This is a genomic window from Mucilaginibacter sp. 22184 (genome assembly GCF_052045695.1).
Taxonomy (GTDB): Bacteria; Bacteroidota; Bacteroidia; order Sphingobacteriales; family Sphingobacteriaceae; genus Mucilaginibacter.
In genome coordinates this window covers 56,024-74,497 of sequence record NZ_JBQEPI010000005.1, presented here as the reverse complement: position 1 = coordinate 74,497, position 18,474 = coordinate 56,024, and the positions used below count along the sequence as shown (strand labels likewise).

Annotated in this window: 15 protein-coding genes; 3 read left to right on the top strand and 12 right to left on the bottom strand. The window is 42.5% G+C overall.

Annotation, left to right across the window (positions count from 1 at the left end; genetic code table 11):
• Positions 1-13 precede the first annotated feature (13 nt).
• The 4 genes from ACTJKG_RS12345 to ACTJKG_RS12330 form a co-directional block, all read right to left on the bottom strand.
• Positions 14-730, bottom strand: coding sequence for a LytR/AlgR family response regulator transcription factor (locus ACTJKG_RS12345; protein ID WP_216650448.1), 717 nt, complete (start codon positions 728-730; stop codon positions 14-16).
• On the bottom strand, positions 727-1,755 hold the full coding sequence (locus ACTJKG_RS12340; protein ID WP_172333379.1) for a sensor histidine kinase: 1,029 nt from the start codon (positions 1,753-1,755) through the stop codon (positions 727-729). The genes ACTJKG_RS12345 and ACTJKG_RS12340 overlap by 4 nt, the downstream gene beginning before the upstream one ends.
• A gap of 371 nt (positions 1,756-2,126) precedes the next feature.
• Positions 2,127-2,885 carry a DUF6597 domain-containing transcriptional factor gene (locus tag ACTJKG_RS12335; RefSeq protein WP_440739380.1) on the bottom strand — a complete coding sequence of 253 codons (759 nt, stop codon included), beginning with the start codon at positions 2,883-2,885 and terminating at the stop codon, positions 2,127-2,129.
• A gap of 67 nt (positions 2,886-2,952) precedes the next feature.
• Complete coding sequence (locus ACTJKG_RS12330; RefSeq protein WP_172333377.1) at positions 2,953-3,432, bottom strand: acyl-CoA thioesterase; 480 nt, start codon at positions 3,430-3,432, stop codon at positions 2,953-2,955.
• Positions 3,433-3,572: 140 nt separating this feature from the next.
• On the opposite strand from ACTJKG_RS12330, the gene ACTJKG_RS12325 reads away from it, so the two are divergent.
• Together ACTJKG_RS12325 and ACTJKG_RS12320 are read left to right on the top strand one after the other, a co-directional pair.
• Entirely contained in the window at positions 3,573-3,956 is a 384-nt protein-coding gene (locus ACTJKG_RS12325; RefSeq protein ID WP_440739379.1) for a nuclear transport factor 2 family protein, read from the top strand.
• Between the two features lie 176 nt (positions 3,957-4,132).
• Positions 4,133-6,508 carry an ABC transporter permease gene (locus ACTJKG_RS12320; protein ID WP_172333375.1) on the top strand — a complete coding sequence of 792 codons (2,376 nt, stop codon included), beginning with the start codon at positions 4,133-4,135 and terminating at the stop codon, positions 6,506-6,508.
• A 15-nt stretch (positions 6,509-6,523) separates the two neighbouring features.
• Here the strand turns inward: ACTJKG_RS12320 and ACTJKG_RS12315 are convergent, their stop codons facing one another.
• The 8 genes from ACTJKG_RS12315 to ACTJKG_RS12280 form a co-directional block, all read right to left on the bottom strand.
• Entirely contained in the window at positions 6,524-7,687 is a 1,164-nt protein-coding gene (locus tag ACTJKG_RS12315) for an MFS transporter (protein ID WP_440739378.1), read from the bottom strand.
• An 84-nt stretch (positions 7,688-7,771) separates the two neighbouring features.
• On the bottom strand, positions 7,772-8,455 hold the full coding sequence (locus ACTJKG_RS12310; protein WP_440739377.1) for an HAD family hydrolase: 684 nt from the start codon (positions 8,453-8,455) through the stop codon (positions 7,772-7,774).
• A 35-nt stretch (positions 8,456-8,490) separates the two neighbouring features.
• Positions 8,491-9,513, bottom strand: coding sequence for a zinc-dependent alcohol dehydrogenase (locus ACTJKG_RS12305; protein ID WP_440739376.1), 1,023 nt, complete (start codon positions 9,511-9,513; stop codon positions 8,491-8,493).
• A gap of 4 nt (positions 9,514-9,517) precedes the next feature.
• Positions 9,518-10,753, bottom strand: a complete 1,236-nt coding sequence (locus tag ACTJKG_RS12300; protein ID WP_172333371.1) for an aspartate aminotransferase family protein — start codon at positions 10,751-10,753, stop codon at positions 9,518-9,520.
• A gap of 572 nt (positions 10,754-11,325) precedes the next feature.
• Complete coding sequence (locus ACTJKG_RS12295) at positions 11,326-11,841, bottom strand: hypothetical protein (protein ID WP_172333370.1); 516 nt, start codon at positions 11,839-11,841, stop codon at positions 11,326-11,328.
• 149 nt (positions 11,842-11,990) lie between these two features.
• Positions 11,991-13,433: an RICIN domain-containing protein gene (locus ACTJKG_RS12290; RefSeq protein ID WP_440739375.1), complete on the bottom strand. Its 1,443-nt coding sequence runs from the start codon at positions 13,431-13,433 to the stop codon at positions 11,991-11,993.
• 710 nt (positions 13,434-14,143) lie between these two features.
• Positions 14,144-16,285, bottom strand: coding sequence for an alpha-N-acetylglucosaminidase (locus tag ACTJKG_RS12285; RefSeq protein ID WP_440739374.1), 2,142 nt, complete (start codon positions 16,283-16,285; stop codon positions 14,144-14,146).
• A 185-nt stretch (positions 16,286-16,470) separates the two neighbouring features.
• Positions 16,471-17,445: a quinone oxidoreductase family protein gene (locus ACTJKG_RS12280; RefSeq protein ID WP_440739373.1), complete on the bottom strand. Its 975-nt coding sequence runs from the start codon at positions 17,443-17,445 to the stop codon at positions 16,471-16,473.
• A gap of 195 nt (positions 17,446-17,640) precedes the next feature.
• Between ACTJKG_RS12280 and ACTJKG_RS12275 the strand changes: the two genes are divergently transcribed.
• On the top strand, positions 17,641-18,435 hold the full coding sequence (locus ACTJKG_RS12275) for an SDR family NAD(P)-dependent oxidoreductase (RefSeq protein ID WP_440739372.1): 795 nt from the start codon (positions 17,641-17,643) through the stop codon (positions 18,433-18,435).
• The last annotated feature ends 39 nt before the right edge of the window (positions 18,436-18,474 follow it).

The following is an 18,474-nucleotide window of genomic DNA, read 5'->3' as shown; positions in this document are numbered from 1 at the left end:
CCCAATTGTGCGTTTACGCCAAAGCTTTCCCGGTCATTCTATCAATCATATCGCGGTAAGCATCGCTTAACGGTAGCTCGCTGGTTAATGTTTTTATCTTACCCCTGCGAATATGCTGTACATAATCTACATTGATAATATACGATTTATGTACCCTGTAAAAACGTTCAGCCGGTAATTGAGCTTCCAGCGTTTTTATGCTCATTCGTGTGAGCAAGGGTTTGTCGGCACCTGTAAGGTGGATCTTCACATAATCTTTAAGGCCTTCTGCAAATTCAATCTTATCCAGGTTGATCTTAATCAGATTATAATCCGAATAAACAAAAAGATAATTGCGCGACTGTGCCGCAGGTAATATTTGCGCTGCTTGGCGTGTTTCCATAACGCGGTAAGCTTTCTGGCAGGCTCGCAGAAAGCGATCCATCGGAACAGGCTTGATCAGGTAATCCAGCACCTCTAAATCAAAGCCCTGCAGGGCAAAATGCTCATAGGCAGTCACAAAAATAATCATTGGCCGCACGGTCATACTGCTTACCATTTGCAAACCGCTGATCCCGGGCATCTGTATATCGCAAAAGATCAAATCTACCGGGTTATCTCTTAATATCCTGAGGGCATCTGCCGCGTTGCGCGCTTTTCCTGTTACCTGTATATAATCAACCTGCCGCAGGTTATCCTCTAACAGATCAAGCGCCAATGGTTCGTCGTCGATAATAAGGCATCGTATCATTTTAATTGCAATTGAAGGTGAATATTGTAGGTGCTGTTTAATTGTTGAATGTCCAAACGGTGTTTATTGGGATACAGCAGTGCAAGCCTGCGTTTAATATTGTTAAGTCCTATACCGTGATGTTCATCCTTATTAAGTTCAACCGGGTTGTATTGATTGGATACCCTGAAATCAAGCATGCGGTTGTCGGCTATCAGGCTGATCGCTATAGAAGGATTAGTAACATCGCCTGTGCCGTGTTTAAAAGCATTTTCAACAAAGGGAATAAGCAGCATGGGTTCAATTGTTTTTTCGGGCGAACCGATGTGCGCATCGAAATCTACCTGAACAGCAGAACCGAAACGGAGTTTTTGCAGTTGGATATAACTGTTCAGGTATTCCATTTTCCGCCCCAGCGTAATTCGTTCCTCATCAGATACATACAGCATGTAGCGCAATAATTGAGACAACTGTATAAGCGTAGGTTCAACAGCCGGGGGATTCAACCGGGATAATGCTACAACGCTGTTGATCACATTAAACATAAAATGCGGACTGATCTGCGAACGCAGAAAAGCGATCTCCGAAACCATGGTGGCATTAGCAATCTCCCCTTTTCTGGCCACATAGCGAAAATGATCGGTAAGATACCGGTAAGCAAAGCTGCCGGCGGTAATAGCTATCAGCGGCAAAATGAAAAAATTACGTCCCGGCGGTGGTCTGTGCCCCGCAAACATACCCGGTGGAAAAAAATTTCTTGGACGCATACAAGTAATCAGCACACTGGCCAATAAAAAGGTAAGGATCAATAGAAAAAAGAATATCCAGGGTTGCCTGTGCTCATTCAAATAAAAAGGTATAAGGATAAAGGCATTCAAATAAAAAACAACGGCAAGCAGTGTATTGATCAACACGATATGTTGAAACGGGATAAACCGGTGCGGTGTTGCAGAAAATAACGGCAGTAAAGTGATGAGCGCCCAAAAGAGCACATGCAGCAGCACCTCCAGCAATATGGCAGGTTTTATACGGCTTAAGTTAACCATCGGGAGTGAATCAGTTTTAGTTTTGGTATGGGAACGCACGTTAGCTGGCGAAATTATAGCTACTGTTGCCTACATACGTCAAAATGAACTGATTTAACATTTTTTAACGTAAAACACAGTCAAAGAAACAGCTGTACAGATCTTAAAAATGATTATTTCTGCGATAATATTTTATCCCGCGTAGCCGTGGTGTATGCTTTTTGCATGTTGGTAGCTACAGGCAGTTGCTGTGCTGCAGCTCTTAATGTTACAAGTGACATGCAATAACAAGTATTGGGAACTTAGTAATCATCTGTTGGTATTTCAAAAATAACGCTGATAATAAAGCAAGCGAATTTATAAGAATTATCAAATAACAGGTGTAGTTTATTTTAACGCGACTTAAATAAGGTTGCCAGTGTTGTTGGATCAAACCCTGAATATCGTTTAACTTCATTAGACAGATGCGCCTGGTCATAATAACCCATTTCATATGCAAGCTGTGAAAGGCCTTCTTTAAAATCTTTTTTACGAATCCTTTTCAAAACCTGCTGAAACCGGATCACTTTAATAAACTCCTTTGGACTAATCCCCATATGTTCATTAAACATACGCTCCAGGGTTCTGTTGGTGATGTGATGTTTTTTGGCCAGGTGATCTACCGTAATTTTCCCTTTATAGTTTTCTACAGTTTTAGCCAAAGAAATCAGATTGCGGGTATCCTTGATTTTCCGGGTAAAGAAATCATCCAAACGATCGGTAACTTGAGCATCCACATCTAGCAGATCATACAGAAAACGATCCGGGAACTCTATAACCTCATCGGTAAGTTCTTGCAGTGGTAGTTTATAAAAGAATGCGAAACCGCCGGGCTTAAAACGGATGCCAATGAATATGCTGTTCGGCAAACGTTGAATAAGGCTTGAAGTGGTCATGGTGCCACCAAAATAAATAGTACCGGGTAAAAGCGGTGTATTGTTAAGTAAAGGCCTGGTGCTACCCATATTAACAAAAATATCTGTAGTGCCATCCGCATATAACCGTACCTCTGTCGGCTGGTATAACGGTCCGGTTTCCATTATCCAATACGTATCTATAAAATCCCTCAGATGTTCAACCGGAGGAATTTCGACATACCTGAATGAGCTCATAAACAAACTTCCTACCCCTATCCTGAATAAAATTAACGATTTTTTGCCGCTCTTTCCAGGTTTTTAATTACGCTATTGCTCTTCGCATCAGGAAATTACGTCGTTCCTCAAAATTATTTTGTTCTACAGGCAACAATATGTTTTCCAATAATTCAGTAACTGCCGCAGGATGATTAGTGGCCTTTTGCGTTTGGGTGTTAAAATACACAAAGTTTGTCCATAGCATGGCCTTCAGTTTAGTTTTGCTTTCGTTCCACATACGCATTTCGATATGGACACTTTTGGGAGTGAAGGCGATCAGCTGTGATTCGATGAGTACATTTTCAATCACGTTTGCCGGGGTCAGGTAACATATCTGATTAGATACCACAATCCAGGCCTCACCCGTGGTTTTTAAATTTTCGAACACATCAAAATTGTAATTATCCAGTAAATGATCTTCGCGGGCATTAATGAAGTAATTAATATAACTGGCATTGTTTAAGTGATTAAATGGGTCACAATCCTGAAACCGGATCTTGTAGCTGGAGCTTAATATTTTTTCCATGATATTTTTATAACTACCTGCAAAAGAAAGCATCAGGAATAAGAATGATTTGGAAAAATACGACAAAATGATTTTTCCAGGGCGATAATCATCGTTGCAGTTATTTTCCTTATTTTCAAGCAACTTAATTACAGACACCCATGGAAGAAGAACAAATACTTGATGCCCTGAATGCGCACTGGCGCGCGTCGGCAGTTGGTGATGTAAACGCGGAACATGATATTTATGCAGACGATGCCATTTGTGACTATCCCCAATCGGGCGAGCGCATCCTTGGCCGAAGTAATTTACAAGCCTTGCGGAGCCATCATCCGGGTAAACCATCGGGTTTCCATATTAAGCGAATGCTGGGACAAGGCGATCTTTGGATCACCGAATATACCATCACCTACCAGGAGCAATCGGCATACACGGTGAGCATTATGGAGTTCAGCAATGGTAAAGTGGTACACGAGACACAGTATTTCGCCGATGCTTTCGAAGCACCTGCCTGGCGAAGCCAATGGGTTCGGCAACTCCCTTAAAACTTTACAATACTTTGCAGGAAAGTTTCTGTTCGGCAACGTACAGCAACTGTAACATTTCCGAACAATTGAGCTTTTATATGAGTTATAAATCACTAATAATCAATATATTATAATAAAGGCACGTTATTGGCATACTTGAGGTAGTATCGACACATTTTAAAACCGGCCGCACCATGATCAAAACATACTTTAAGCTTGCTTACAGGAATATCGTTAAGGATAAAGCCTATTCCATTTTAAATATAACAGGTTTAGCCATAGGCCTGGCATCAAGTATTTTAATCTTACTTTGGGTACAAAACGAATTAAGCTACGACAAGTCCCATAAAAATGCCAACCAGATCTATCGCATCAATAACGATTTTGGTGATTCAAAAACCGCGGCAAGTTCTGCAGGCATGCCTGCCGGTTTGAAAGCGGAAATGCCAGTTATTAAAAATACAGTTCGTTTACAACCAGCTTTTCCTTCTGTTTTATTTGAAGTGGATAACAAAAAATTCCAGGAAGAGCGTGCGTTTTATGCCGATCCGAGCTTTATGGATGTGTTTTCTTTTCCGTTAGTGAAGGGCGATCGTACCCAAGCATTAAATCAGGTTGATGGCGTTTTAATAACGCAGGAAATGGCCACAAAATACTTCGGCAACGAAGACCCTATTGGGAAGATAATAAGAAAAGACAATAAAGAAAACGTGGTTGTAACCGGTGTTTTGGCCAATATCCCTGCCAACTCCGATCTGCAATTTGATTTTATTCTTCCAATGGCCTCATTAGCCAGGACGAATAATGATTTAAAAAATAGCGTGTGGACTAATTTTAATTTTTATGACTATGTTCTGTTAGATAAAAACTTCGATCCTTCCCCAGCCAATTTATCAAAACTGGAAAAGCAAATTGACCAGATATCGCTAAAACATACCCCGGGAATCGAAGTAAAAGCTTCTTTTCAATTGGCACCTCTAACCAAGATCCACCTGGCACCCGAAAGATTGGGCGATTCGCCGGGCCATGGAAACGCGCAATATGTAAGCATCTTTTTTATTATCGCTGTTTTGATATTGGTAGTAGCCTGCATTAATTTCATGAACCTGGCTACCGCAAGGTCGGCCCGCCGGGCTAAAGAAATTGGTTTACGTAAAGTGGCCGGTGCTGTACGTGGGCAACTGATCTTCCAGTTTTTAAGTGAATCGGTATTTATTTCTTTTGTGTCCTTATTGCTTGCGCTCGGGATCGTTATTTTATTCCTGCCTGTATTTAATGAACTGGCCAACAGAAAACTCAGTATTGATGTGTATGATGTGAAGCTCTGGTTAAGTCTGTTTGGTATTGCCCTGTTAACCGGGCTTATCTCTGGCAGCTACCCTGCCTTATTCCTTTCGGGCTTTAACCCGGTTAAAGTACTCAAAGGCAATGTAAAATCAATGGGGGGCAATTTATTGTTTCGCAACGCCCTGGTTGTAATCCAGTTCATGGTTTCTATTGTATTACTGGTTGGCACCGTAGTTATTTACAACCAGCTTAAATTTATCCGCGAACGAAACCCCGGCTTTGAAAAGGCTAATCTTTTGTATATACCCGTAACCGGAGACATCTGGAGCAAGAAGCAAGCCTTAAAAAACGAATTAAATGCCAACCCGCTTACCAGCGATTTTTCTATCATTACCGATCTGCCCACCAACCTCGGCGGCTGGACAATGAGCGTTGACTGGCCCGGCAAAGATCCCCGCGCCCAAACAATTTTCCCGGTAATGGGTGTGGACGAGGATTTTACCCATACATTCAGGATGAAGATGATAGCGGGCCGCAGCTTTTCAAGGGCCTTTAAAACCGATTCAGCTAACTACCTGGTTAACGAAAAAATGCTGAGCATTATGGGCTTAAAGCCTAATGCTGCAATAGGTAAACCATTAACACTTTGGGGCAACAAGGGTACTATCATTGGCGTGGTGAAAGACTTTAATTTTAAACCGATCCAGCAAGCTATAGAGCCATTGGTTATGCCGTTTAATAAAAATGGCAGCTTTATAGTAGTACGAACATTGCCCGGCAAAACCAATGCTACCATAAAGGCATTATCAACCATAAGCCAGGAACTTAACCCGGCCTACCCTTTCAAATTTGATTTTCTTGACCGGGATCTGGCTAACCTTTATAAAGGCGAACAACAAATGGGCGAAATTTTTAACCTGTTTGCCGCATTGGGTATTTTTATCTCCTGCCTGGGTTTATACGGCTTATCTGCCTTTATGGCCGAGCAGCGCACCAAAGAGATTGGTGTACGCAAAGTGCTGGGTGCATCGGTATTAAGCCTTGTTTATTTATTAGCTTCTGGCATCACCAGGCTTATCCTGATAGCCATAGTTATAGCTATACCACTTTCCTGGTACGCTGTGAACACCTGGCTAACGGGTTTTGCCTATCATATCCATGTAGGCTGGCTGGTATTCATCATAGCATCGGTATCTGCATTGGCAATTGCATGGCTTACGGTTAGCTATGAATCTGTAAAAGCAGCCGTTGTTAACCCTATCAAGAGCTTGCGGACAGAGTAATGATATGATCATCCATCATACCATCTTTTTAATTTGCGAAGCCATAAAGGTTGTACCCAGGCCTAATAATGCGATCAACGTAAAAGACCAGCGTAAATTTGTTGCTTGCGCGATAAAACCGATCAACGGTGGCCCTATCAGGAAACCCAGAAAACCGACTGTTGATACTGCCGCAATGGCAATACCCGGCGCCAATGTTTTTGATTTACCCGCTATGGCCAATACCAACGGCACTACCGATGATACCCCTACTCCTACCATTAAAAAACCGGCCGTAGCGGTATATATATTAGGAAAAAGAACCGCGAGCAATAAACCTGTTGTACTGATCACACCGCTGCATTGCAAAATCCTGCTCACACCATATTTGGTTACCAGGCCATCGGCGGTAAACCGGCCCATAGCCATGGTGGCCATAAAGGCTACGCTGCCTACGGTGGTTAAGGTTTCTGGTACGGTGACTACTTTCTGGAAATAAACGCCGCTCCAGTCAAACATCGTTCCTTCGGTTATCAGGCTCGCGAAAGCGATGAAACCCAGTTTCAGTATATTATAATCGGGCTTGGCAAACAGCGGTTGCGATTCTGAGGCTTCATCCTCGGGCGACAGGTTTTTAAAGGAGATCAATACCATGATCCAGCAGAGTACAGCAATAATGATATAATGCATCCAAAGCGGCCATCCCAGGTTTATAGCCAGCGTACCTATAGCCACGCCACTAAAACCGGCCAAACTCCATAAACCATGAAAGGATGCCATGATAGACCGGCCATATAATGATTCGATGCCTACTGCCTGGGTATTCATGGCTACCTCAAAAACATTATTCAAAAAGCCAAAGCAAAACAACACGATAACCAGCTGCCATATATGTGTTATCAAGCCAATCATACATAAAACCAGTGGAAAAAGTATGCCAGCGGCTATCAGTACCCGGCGACTTTTATATTTGGTTACCATCCAGCCCGAAATAGGTAAACTGGTGAGCAGCCCTATGGGCAAAGCAAATAATACGCTGCCCAGCTCAGCATTGTTCAAACTAAAAAATGCTTTCAGATCATGTATGCGGCAGGTCCAGCTGGAATAGGTTAAACCGCAGATAAAGAAAAATATACAGGTAGCAACGCGATGCGAACGCTTGATATCAATAGATGAAGTGGATACTGGTGATGACAACATACATTTATTTAAAAGCCCGGGGGCGGTAGTAAAATTACCTGTCCGGAATATCGGTTATTCCAGACAGGTATTATCCATTAAGTATTAAGCAGGCACAGCCTGGTTCCAGAGGTGCTGATGAATTTCATCATAATCGTCCAGTTTTACAATATGGCTGATCTCGGCCAGTTTTTTATTGTTGATACCGATAAAGCGGATCCCCAACTGTTTCGTGGCTTCATAATCCCAGCAACCATCGCCTACATAAACAATATCGTTCTTGGGTACTTCTATGTTATGCTGTTCGTTCATCTGCCTGATGGTATTGCCAATAATATCGCGCCTGGCTTTGGCATCCTGAGCAAAAGAAGTAGCAACACAACCTTCCAGATTGATACCGGCACAACGCAGCTTAAATAAAGCCGACTCACGCCAGCCACCCGTAGCCAAGCCAATACTTATCCCCTCTTGCCCACAAAGCGTATTGAAAATCTGGGCGGCTTTGGGTATTTCTTTCATGCAATGCTTTTCCTGCGCATAAGCCGCTTTTAACAAATTACAAAAATGACTGATAAAGCTTTCCCGTTCTGCATCGGTATAGGTACGCTGATGCTGTTCCTGGAATAATTGATCAATAATACCAGAATCGGTGGTATTTACATAATGACCGTAATTGGTTTCAAAGCCTTTGAATCCAAAAACATCTTCCAGGGCCCGTGTAAAACAACGATCGTCAACCTCTGTCGTATCGGTTAAAGTTCCGTCGATATCAAAAATAATGTATTTCATGGTTTGATTTTTAATAGGGTATTAACTAAACTGAATTAAATGGTGATCACCGATTTTAAGCTCGAAATATTATTGCTGCGCTCACGCGTGCCCACGTTAACACCTAAATGCTCAATGGCCAGCTTAAAATCATCCAGGTTATAATCATTGGTGATGATCTTTTCCAGACCCATGCGTCCGCCATTGATCATATCCACCGCATGTTTAAAAGTGTCCATAGAGTCAATAGAACCAATAATGGAAATACTGCGATCAGCTATCTCCCTTGGGTTAATGGTTTGCTGGTTATTACGCAGCCCCATCATGGATATTTTACCGCCATCGGCAATAGCCTGCATTGATTTTTCCAATAAGGAACCTGTAGTATCGATGATCAGGTCGTATTGATTTTTTTGGGGGATAAAGGCCGGTTCAATTTTCCAATGTTTGGATAATACATTGTTATCCTCTATCAGTTTGATCCTTTGGCGCGATGCTTCATAGATCACCCCTTCTTGTACACCATGCTGGGTAAGGGCCATATAAAACAGTAAACCTATCGGGCCGCCACCCAAAATGGCCGTGCGCATAAAAGGTGTTACTGCCAACTTTTTTACTGCTGTGAGTACACAGCTCAATGGTTCAGACATGGCGCCTTGTTCAAAAGGGATATTGTCATTAAGCGGGTAAATGAAGTGTTTGGTAGTTTTAAAATATTTGGTAAAAGTACCATCGATAGATACACCCGCTTCGGTACTCGATTTATGCAGACAGTGGTTACGCTGCCCCCTGCGGCAGTTTTCGCAATAACTGCAAAAATAAGTTGGGTCGATGATCACGCGCTGGCCCTCGAAGCAGTTATCAACCCCGCTCCCCTTGGCTACAATAATACCGGCCGATTCATGCCCGATGATCACACTGGGTTTGGCGTTATACTCGCCCGAGATGATACTCAGGTCGGTACCACAAATACCCGTCGCTTTAATTTCTACGATCACCTCATCTGGCAAGGTAATTTCCGGTTCTGCTTTGTCCTGAATATCAATATCCCAGGCTCCGCTGTACACAATTGCTTTCATGTTTTTATATCTGACTAAAAATTTTATTTAAACGCGAATAGATCTCTTCAATATCATCAACAGTGGCGGTAAGTGCCGGGCGGACTTTTACCACATTGCCAAAACCATAGCGGGAGCTTCGTAAAATGAGGCTATGATTTTCAAAAGCAGCATCAATGATCTTGTTGGTTAGATCCGGATTGGGAGCACCATCCTTATCGATGATCTCCAGGCCCCACATATACCCGATGCCCCGTACATCGCCAATAATACGCGGATAATTTTCCTTCAGCTTATTCAGTAAGTCGCCCAATATGATGCCAGTGCTGCGTACGTTTTCCAGGAAACCTTCGCGGGATACCACTTCCATGGTTTTTTGCGAAGCGGCCAGCGACAAAAGATTACCGCCCGAGGTATAAGAATGCTCGAACTTTTCCAATACAGCATATTCCGGCTTATACAGAATGGCGGCTGCCGGGATACCAATGCCACCCAGCCCCTTGGCCAGTGTAATGATATCGGGCTTAATATCATAATGTTCGCTGGCAAACATGTGGCCGGTACGTCCTATACCTGTCTGCACTTCGTCGGCAATGAGGGTGATATCCAGCTCATCGCATATCTGCCGTACTTTTTCAAAATAACCTTCCGGTGGGATAATATTGCCCCCATTGCCCAATATAGGTTCCATCACCATCGCCGATACACTGCCCGAGCTGCCATATTCCACATAATCATAAATAGCCTCGGCGCACAAAAAGCCACATTTACCCGGACCTTTAGCCGAGAATGGGCAGCGGTAGCAATAAGGGGCCGGCACAATGGCGTTTTTAGTAGAAATAGTATTGGAAAAAGACTTCCGCCTAAATGCGTTGCCCGAAATATTGGTGGTATACAATGTTTGCCCATGATGTGAAAGCGAAAGGCTAACCACTTCATTTTTGCCATTAAATTTGTTTGCGATCTTCACCGCGCCCTCATTTGCCGTTGAACCGATAATGTCGCGCATCCAGCCATCGGTGATATGCTCCGGCGCTTCGTCCAGAATGCGGTCAAGGACCTCTTGCGCCAGCTCTGCCGTAAACGCCGATGATACATGGATCAAATTTTCAACCTGTTGTTTAAGTACCTCTACCAGTTCGGGGTGACTGTAGCCCAGTGAGAGGTTAAATGTTCCTGAAGCCCCGTCTATGTACTCTTCATTTTCGGGTGTGTAGAGGCGAATGCCACTACCTTTTGTAAAAGTGACGTTGTTGGACATGTTTTTAATGTTTGGTTAGATAAATTGGTTTTTATAAGCTTTTAGTTCATTATTTATTAGGCAATACTATTCCATATGGCTATTTTTCAGTGCCATAAACAAATAAGTAGGAATATATTATCCTATAATAACTTAATAAAACGTTTTATTAGGTAAATAATAAGCGCAATGTAGGATATTTTTATATAAAGTCAAGAGATTTTGTATTTCTTTTAGATTAATAAATAATGAACTTTACTTTCTCATGAAGAAATTTTATTGACATAAATAAAAATTAATTCATTTAATCGATTATAAACCAGTCATTTTAATAATATAAATTACTTTATAAGGTACATGATCTACAATACGCGTTATTACCTACAGGTATTATAATATCAAAAAACACATATATAAACCCAGGCAGATTTATAATGAAAAGTAATACCGGCACCTTCTGCGCGGAACATTTTGAATTCAAAACCACATACAAAAAAAAGGCTTTCGTCATACTGACAAAAGCCCTTCGATATCTCACAAAAAAAGCCTGAAGTTATTTCAGGCTTTTTTGTTAAAAAATTTCATCAATAATTTTAATCATCATGTCCATGATGTTTATCATGACCATGACCTCTGTCATCGTCACGGTCTTTTTTCCAACCTTTATCTTTTTTATACCAGCCTTTGTGTTTACCGTTATCCCAATGATTACGATATTTCTCTTCTTTGCTATCACGGATGATCACCTGATCGCGTCTGCCACGATAACCGGCATACCTGGTCCTGTAAATATTGTTCCTCAACCATGGATCCCGGTCATTGATCACCACTTTATACCCCCGGTACACATCGTAGTTGCGATACCTTACCGGTAATGTTACCGTACGTACCCATGCATTATTTTGATAATAAATATATTGGTGCGTTGGAACCGAGTAATAAGCATCAATATCGGGCATGTAATAGTATTCGGCATGATCATAACCAACTGGCCCCCATTCTGGCTGACTACCAATGTTTATGCCTAAACTCACATTAATTTGAGCACTGGCTATTTTGAATACGAAGCAGTTTACTAATAAAGCTGCGGCAAAAATTATTTTTTTCATCTTACAGGATATTTATACAGTACGACAGCATTACATTCAATTGGTTTAATTTGTTTTGTCTGCAGGCGCAAGACATTACACTTTTTAAAGTGCAAAAAGGCGTATTTCTGTATTAAGATACGCCTTTTTTGCAATATTAAATAATAATTCTAATTAATCTTTTCAAACCGCCATTGTTGCGCGCCACCCCCGTTATCTGTATAAATCTCGACATTGTTATTGGCATCGGTTCCGCTGGTAACATCCAAACATAGTGTTGGCGCATTGGCCGGCTGTAGTTTATAATAACCCGAGCCCACACTCACTACTTTCCATTTCTGCGCGTTGGAACTCACATCGCTGGAAATATCTACATTGGTACCTGATGCAGTACCACCACCTGTAACATTAAGCACTTTGCCGGGAGCATTTTGCGGAGCCAACTTATAATAGCCATTACCCTGACTGGTTACCTGCCAGCGTTGGTTGTTGGTATTGCCATCGGTGTAAACCGCCACATTGGTACCATCGGCGGTGCCGCCGCCGGTTACGTCCAGGTTGCGTCCTGGTGCACAAGCGGCTTTCAGCTCGTATACACCATCGGTCAGAGCAGTTGTCTGATCAAAATTAAAATTGATCACCGGAAGATTATTGGCAAAAGTATATAAATAGCCAACTGTGCTCCTGTTGCCATTACCCATGATTAGGGATATAAACAACTCATAGTCGCCGGTAGTTTTCTGCAACTCTGAAATAGGCATGGATACCGTAAATGAATTTCCAGTTGGATTAACCGACCAGGCTACCGCATCGTAATTATTATTGGGCTCGCCATAGGCAGGTCCGGGATCCTGGTAAACATTTACCGCGGTTATAACATCGGTAGTTGTAAACGTTCCGGAAACTATAAAATTACCATTGCTAACGCTTCCGTTCAACGATGTGAGTGATGCCGATGATGTATTGTAAAATGTTTTCACCGTTTTTGAGAATACCTGGCAATTATTCAGGACGGCACTACCCGCCCGGTTTATAAATGTTGGTGCCGAACCCAGTGTATAATTTCCAGAGCCCATCAGGTTGGTACCCAAAGTTGAATGCTCTGTATTTGTTTCGTGCGAGTGTGGCAGGTTTAGACCATGACCCAATTCGTGCATCATACCACCAAACCACTTGGTAAGCAGGTTGCCGTCAGTTGTAGCCTGGCCCATATACTGGATGTCAAATTTGGCGTAATCCAGTGCATAGCAAAATCTGCCGGTTCCGTAAAAAGGTACATCGGCAGCATTAATATCCGGCACCGGCATAATAACCAGGTAATGATCGCTTGCTTTGAGGCTTGGGTTAGCTGTAAAATAACTATTGATCTCCTGTTCCACCGTACCTTTATTACTATAGGTATAGGAACTCGCCGGACTTTGCCCGTTGATAATTACAATACGAACAGATGAGGTATCGGCTGTTTTTACAAACAACCCGAATGTGGAGTTATAACCATTACGGATCATGTTTGAACGGTAAAACTCCTGCCCCCAGCGTAACAACTTACTTAGACGGGGCTGATAATCGGTGATCGCTGTACGGTCTGATGGCACAAAATAAACTACATTCAAACTGTAAGCATTCTCCGACGAATAATCGCCGCTTACCACTCTGGGTTGTGTGTTGGATCCCGTCTTGTTTGCTTCGTTTGGTGATTTACTAACCAGGTCTTTTTTGCAGGATCATGCCAGGGCAACCCCACATAATAATACAATTGTTGTGAATTTGTTTAACCTCATTTTCATAGTGATTGTGGTAATTTAATTGGTTTGTTATTATTTGATAGATATTATTATAGAAAGGCGCGACCCTACAAACCAATGGATACCTAAAACCCACCACATACCTCACCAGGAACCGAGCCTTAGCGCCCGATCAAATTCAGCATCTGAAAGCAAAAGCATGCTTTCGACACATCATTACAATTAATTAATATTCAGTTATTTATTGGCTTGTGTCAACAAGATAAATATTAAATGTTCGGGAAACATTTCTAATCTTAACACAAACGTTTGTGTTAAACCTTTTAATTGACGGGAAAGTAAATTTAATTTTATTTAACTGAGTTTAAATACACACTAAACATTCATTATTTACAGAATATAATCCATTAATAATAAACTTATAAATAACATAAGTTTCATCATATAGCATTATCGGCAAAAAATAGCACACAAACGTTTGCTATCCATAAAAAACAAACTATATTATAATAGTTTTAATACATAAGAAAGGGGCTTTATATACATAAAACGCCTTTCTTCTCTAATAAAATAACTTATTATTGACTAATCAATTTTATCACCCGGTCAGCTTCGGTTAAAAAATTGCCGGTTCCTTTAGTTGGATAAGCGTTTTGCTGCCTGGCCCAGTTTTTTTCAACAGTAAAATAGTCAACTGTTTTTGAGCGTTGCCCTTTAAGCCGGCTATCCAGTTCGTTGAAAAACATTTGCCAGCGATGCAGGTAAAAACTACCCAGCATACCACCCCACTCTTTATTGGCGTATTCGTGCAGGTCGGTCTTTGGGTTATAATCCGGCCCCCAATAGGTTATTTGTGCCCTGGCATTCCACTCGCAAAGTTTTTTATCATCTGGGGTAATACCAAAGGCTCTGGCCTGCTCCAGCCATGTACCCAGCATAAAATTGGGTTCGGTATTTAATAACTCGTTTTGCAAGCGTATCATTTGCAGAAACAGATCTCTCCATTTTTGATAAGCCTTAATATCTTTTGCCTTATAGGCTTTCATACAATCAACATAAACCACCCGGCCCTGGTTTGACATCACCTGCCTGGCCAGATCAACCATATCAACCTTAAAAGTAACCGAGCCTTGAAATTGTACAGCAGCTTTGCGGAAAAGCCGCAATGCCTGCACCGGTTTCTGAGCATCGTACTGCGTGGAATCGGATCCCCATGTGGATGTGTTGGTCACATTTTCAGAGGGCCGGGCGCAAAATATAGCTTCTGCGCCTTTGGAATCGGGTACACCGTACAAAGAATTTAATAATAGTTTCCAGCCCTCATAAACGTCCTTATTATAGGCCCCGTAACGGTACGAGATATACCTTTTGATCACATTATCCATATCGGCTCCAGGTTCAGACCAGGCCGTTTGCAAGGCCAGGTCAAAAGCAACAGGATTAGCAGTGATTGATTCAGGGATAATACCGATCCCTTTCATCCATTTACCCTGCGGCGATCGGTATGCCCGCTGAGGTTCAGTAACCAATCGCTTCAGATCACCTATCATGGTGATCTTACCGCCCCAGTCATTTACCGAGCCCCATATGTAAGGTGTCCCCTCAAAACCATTCCGGCTTTCCCATTCGTTAAACTCTTCTCCTTTTAAATCCAGGATCAGCACATTTTCCTTTTTGAGTCCCGCTAACAGCTCTTTGCGGGGATTGTCCTGCCAACCCTGTAAAACCCAGATGCTGCCGGGATAATATTGCTGCATGATCTTTTGAATATCGCCAGCCGCCTCCGGAACATCAATGCCCGTTGCTTTGCCACCCTCATGAAACAGATCGCCGCCAAAATACTGGATGTCCTTACCATACAATATTTGCATTTCAGTATAATACTGACGGGCCATTTTTATGAACAAGCTATCTGAAGGGGCCAGAAACGCCGGACGCTGAAAGCCACCCGCCCATTTTCCCTGCCTTACAATTTTAGCTTTAGGGTATTTTACAGCCAGGTTATCCGGCACCAGCCCGGTGAATGCCTGCAATACCGGTTGGATACCCAGTTCTTTCATTCGTTTTATTATTTTTTGCTGAAGAAGCCCCCATTTGTTAATCATACCATCGCTCACCGGCCCACCCCAGCCTTCCATATTACCCATCAGCCACCATGCATTAAAACCCAGGCCCGGGATATAAGCGCGAATCTCGCTATCGGTATAACCCAGACTAGTCAGCATTTTTTGCCATATTTTTTCGGTGCCTATGGGAGCCAGCATAGTGTTTATACCGTTGAGGGCCATCCAATCCAGCTCCCGTTCCCAATCATTCCAGTTATAAAAGCTGTACGTATAATTATAGGTGCAATAATTTAAGGCGTAACGGATCTGAAAAGGTGTATTTACGCTGACAGTATCTGTAACCGCAGGTAGCTGTGTTATCGCTCTTACATTATCGCCATAATGAGAAAGCGACATGTGGGCATAATTTTTCAGATAATAATTTACCCCGTAGGCCGCCGCCGACACCGTACTGGCCTCGATAACCAATGACCTACCATGCTGATAAAGCCGAAAGGTATCTCCCTTATCCTTTATGGTTGTTTTCCGGAACTGGACTTTTCCTTTTAAAAAAGGGAACTGCCTATTGATGAGTTGCTGAACCTGGCTGTATTCCTGGGCATGGAGCAAGCTAAACGCCATACAGGCTATCATTAGGGTAAATATCTTCTTCATAATTGCATGAAGATATCATCCTGATGAGTAAGCGGCTCATATTTTGATCAAATTTCTCTACACAAACGTTTGATGATCACCCATAATAAGTAAGGGGAGCGCTCTATATAAATGAAGCTCCCCCCTTCTCCTATCAAAACACCTTGTTATTAACTAACAAGCTCTTTTAAAACCGGATCAGTACCTTAACCAAAAGGCCTGTCTTCAATTAAATAACGTTGTGCTTCGGCAGCATCGGCAATATCAAATACTTTGGCCACTATGGGTTTTATTTTTTTCTGCGCTAATAATGGCAGCAACTGATCCCATACCTGTTTTTGTTCTTCGGCATTAAACCATCCAACAAGGCTTTGCCCCCTCATTTGTAAACCCTTCCATACAAAATCGGTTATGTTGGCTGTGAATTGCACACCCGCCGAGTAGCCAATGGTAACCAGTATACCATTACGGGCCAGCGAATGAATGGCCTGGCCGGTTAAATCCCCTCCGATACTGTCAACCACCAGGTCTACCCCTTTCCCTTCGGTTATTCTTAATACACCATCGCTGATGGATTCTTTGGAAAGATCAATAACATTTTCGATACCCGCTGACCGGGCGGCTTCGGCTTTTTGAGTTGAGCCTGCAGTAGTGATAACCAAAGGCGAGCCATAAGCTAATGCCAGTTGAATAGTGGCGTTACCAACAGCGCCACCCGCGCCTAATGCCAATACACTTTTGTTGTTGGTAAAATCACCTTTATTTAAGCTGGCCTGTGCCGAAAAAAACGCAACCGGAAAGGTGGCGGCTTCTTCATCAGATACATGATCGGGCGTTTTAATCAGTTCCTGCGGGTATAAAGCCAGATACTCTTGCCAGGTTCCGTTGCTTGAGATGCCTCTTATCGAACCATCGGGTGCAAATGGTGATATGATCACTCTTGTCCCCCCCGCAAACTCGCTGTTACCATGTACCACTACCCCGGCGGCCTCGTTGCCCAAAATCATAGGCGGCTTTTTTGCCTGCGGTATTAAACCTTTTCTGATAGTATTATCTACAGGGTTCACCGCGGCTACATTTATTTTAACCAATAATTGCCCCTCCTGTAGTTCCGGGATATCAAGGTCGACTACTTTAAGGGTTTCATATGCTCCGTATTCTTTAAATTGAATTGCTTTCATGTTAGTTTTCGTTGTTCAAATGATCAACCGATCATTCATCGAAGCAAAATTATACCGATTGGTATAATTTATTATAATTGGATTGTCACACTTTTAAATTTCCATTTTGTCAGCACCATTCCATCTTTTGTTTGTAATGATATATGCCGACAAAACATTGGTACTTTTAATCATCAACTTAATTATAGAAAGAATATGGATCTTCAATTGAAAAATAAAGTGGCGCTGGTAACCGGTTCAACCGCCGGCATTGGTTATGCCATAGCTAAATCACTGGCTGCCGAAGGCGTAAAAGTATATGTAAATGGCCGTACCGATGAGCGTGTTAAAACCGCGGTAGAGCAGATCAAAAAAGAAAGCGGCAGCCAGGATGTTTATGGCTTAACCGGCGATGTGGCCAGTAAAAGTGACATTGACCGTATGATAAACAGCCTGCCTGATGTTGACATACTGGTTAATAATGTAGCGACCTTTGAACCCAAGTCATTCCAGGATATTCCTGATGAGGACTGGCTGAAATTTTATGAAGTAAATGTATTGAGCGGTATCAGGTTTTCCAGGGCATATTTTGACAAGATGCTCCAAAAAAACTGGGGTCGCATTATTTTCATCTCCAGCGAGTCGGCTATACAAATTCCCGAAGAAATGATCCATTACGGCATGACCAAAACCGCGCAGGTAGCCGTAGCACGTGGCCTGGCCGAGCTAACTAAAGGAACAGGAGTAACGGTAAATTCCATTTTACCTGGCCCCACCCGCTCAGAAGGCGTTGGTGGTTTTATTGACAAGCTTGCTGCGGAGAAAAAACTGACTGCCGGCGAAATGGAGAAGGAGTTTTTTAAAAACATGCGCGGCACATCTGTCATTCAGCGTTTTCTTGATCCGGATGAGATCGCCAATATGGTTACTTATATAGCAAGTCCGCTATCGTCAGCAACCAACGGGGCTTTGCTGAGGACAGATGGAGGCGTTATCAAAAGCGCGTTTTAAAATAATTGCCGGATGATGCTCTCATCCGGCAATTATTTA

What these genes read in the sequence shown, in the direction of transcription:
- ACTJKG_RS12345 (WP_216650448.1), bottom strand. Translation starts at nt 730, where the DNA reads ATGATACGATGCCTTATTATCGACGACGAACCATTGGCGCTTGATCTG.
- ACTJKG_RS12340 (WP_172333379.1), bottom strand. Translation starts at nt 1,755, where the DNA reads ATGGTTAACTTAAGCCGTATAAAACCTGCCATATTGCTGGAGGTGCTG.
- ACTJKG_RS12335 (WP_440739380.1), bottom strand. Translation starts at nt 2,885, where the DNA reads ATGAGCTCATTCAGGTATGTCGAAATTCCTCCGGTTGAACATCTGAGG.
- ACTJKG_RS12330 (WP_172333377.1), bottom strand. Translation starts at nt 3,432, where the DNA reads ATGGAAAAAATATTAAGCTCCAGCTACAAGATCCGGTTTCAGGATTGT.
- ACTJKG_RS12325 (WP_440739379.1), top strand. Translation starts at nt 3,573, where the DNA reads ATGGAAGAAGAACAAATACTTGATGCCCTGAATGCGCACTGGCGCGCG.
- ACTJKG_RS12320 (WP_172333375.1), top strand. Translation starts at nt 4,133, where the DNA reads ATGATCAAAACATACTTTAAGCTTGCTTACAGGAATATCGTTAAGGAT.
- ACTJKG_RS12315 (WP_440739378.1), bottom strand. Translation starts at nt 7,687, where the DNA reads ATGTTGTCATCACCAGTATCCACTTCATCTATTGATATCAAGCGTTCG.
- ACTJKG_RS12310 (WP_440739377.1), bottom strand. Translation starts at nt 8,455, where the DNA reads ATGAAATACATTATTTTTGATATCGACGGAACTTTAACCGATACGACA.
- ACTJKG_RS12305 (WP_440739376.1), bottom strand. Translation starts at nt 9,513, where the DNA reads ATGAAAGCAATTGTGTACAGCGGAGCCTGGGATATTGATATTCAGGAC.
- ACTJKG_RS12300 (WP_172333371.1), bottom strand. Translation starts at nt 10,753, where the DNA reads ATGTCCAACAACGTCACTTTTACAAAAGGTAGTGGCATTCGCCTCTAC.
- ACTJKG_RS12295 (WP_172333370.1), bottom strand. Translation starts at nt 11,841, where the DNA reads ATGAAAAAAATAATTTTTGCCGCAGCTTTATTAGTAAACTGCTTCGTA.
- ACTJKG_RS12285 (WP_440739374.1), bottom strand. Translation starts at nt 16,285, where the DNA reads ATGAAGAAGATATTTACCCTAATGATAGCCTGTATGGCGTTTAGCTTG.
- ACTJKG_RS12280 (WP_440739373.1), bottom strand. Translation starts at nt 17,445, where the DNA reads ATGAAAGCAATTCAATTTAAAGAATACGGAGCATATGAAACCCTTAAA.
- ACTJKG_RS12275 (WP_440739372.1), top strand. Translation starts at nt 17,641, where the DNA reads ATGGATCTTCAATTGAAAAATAAAGTGGCGCTGGTAACCGGTTCAACC.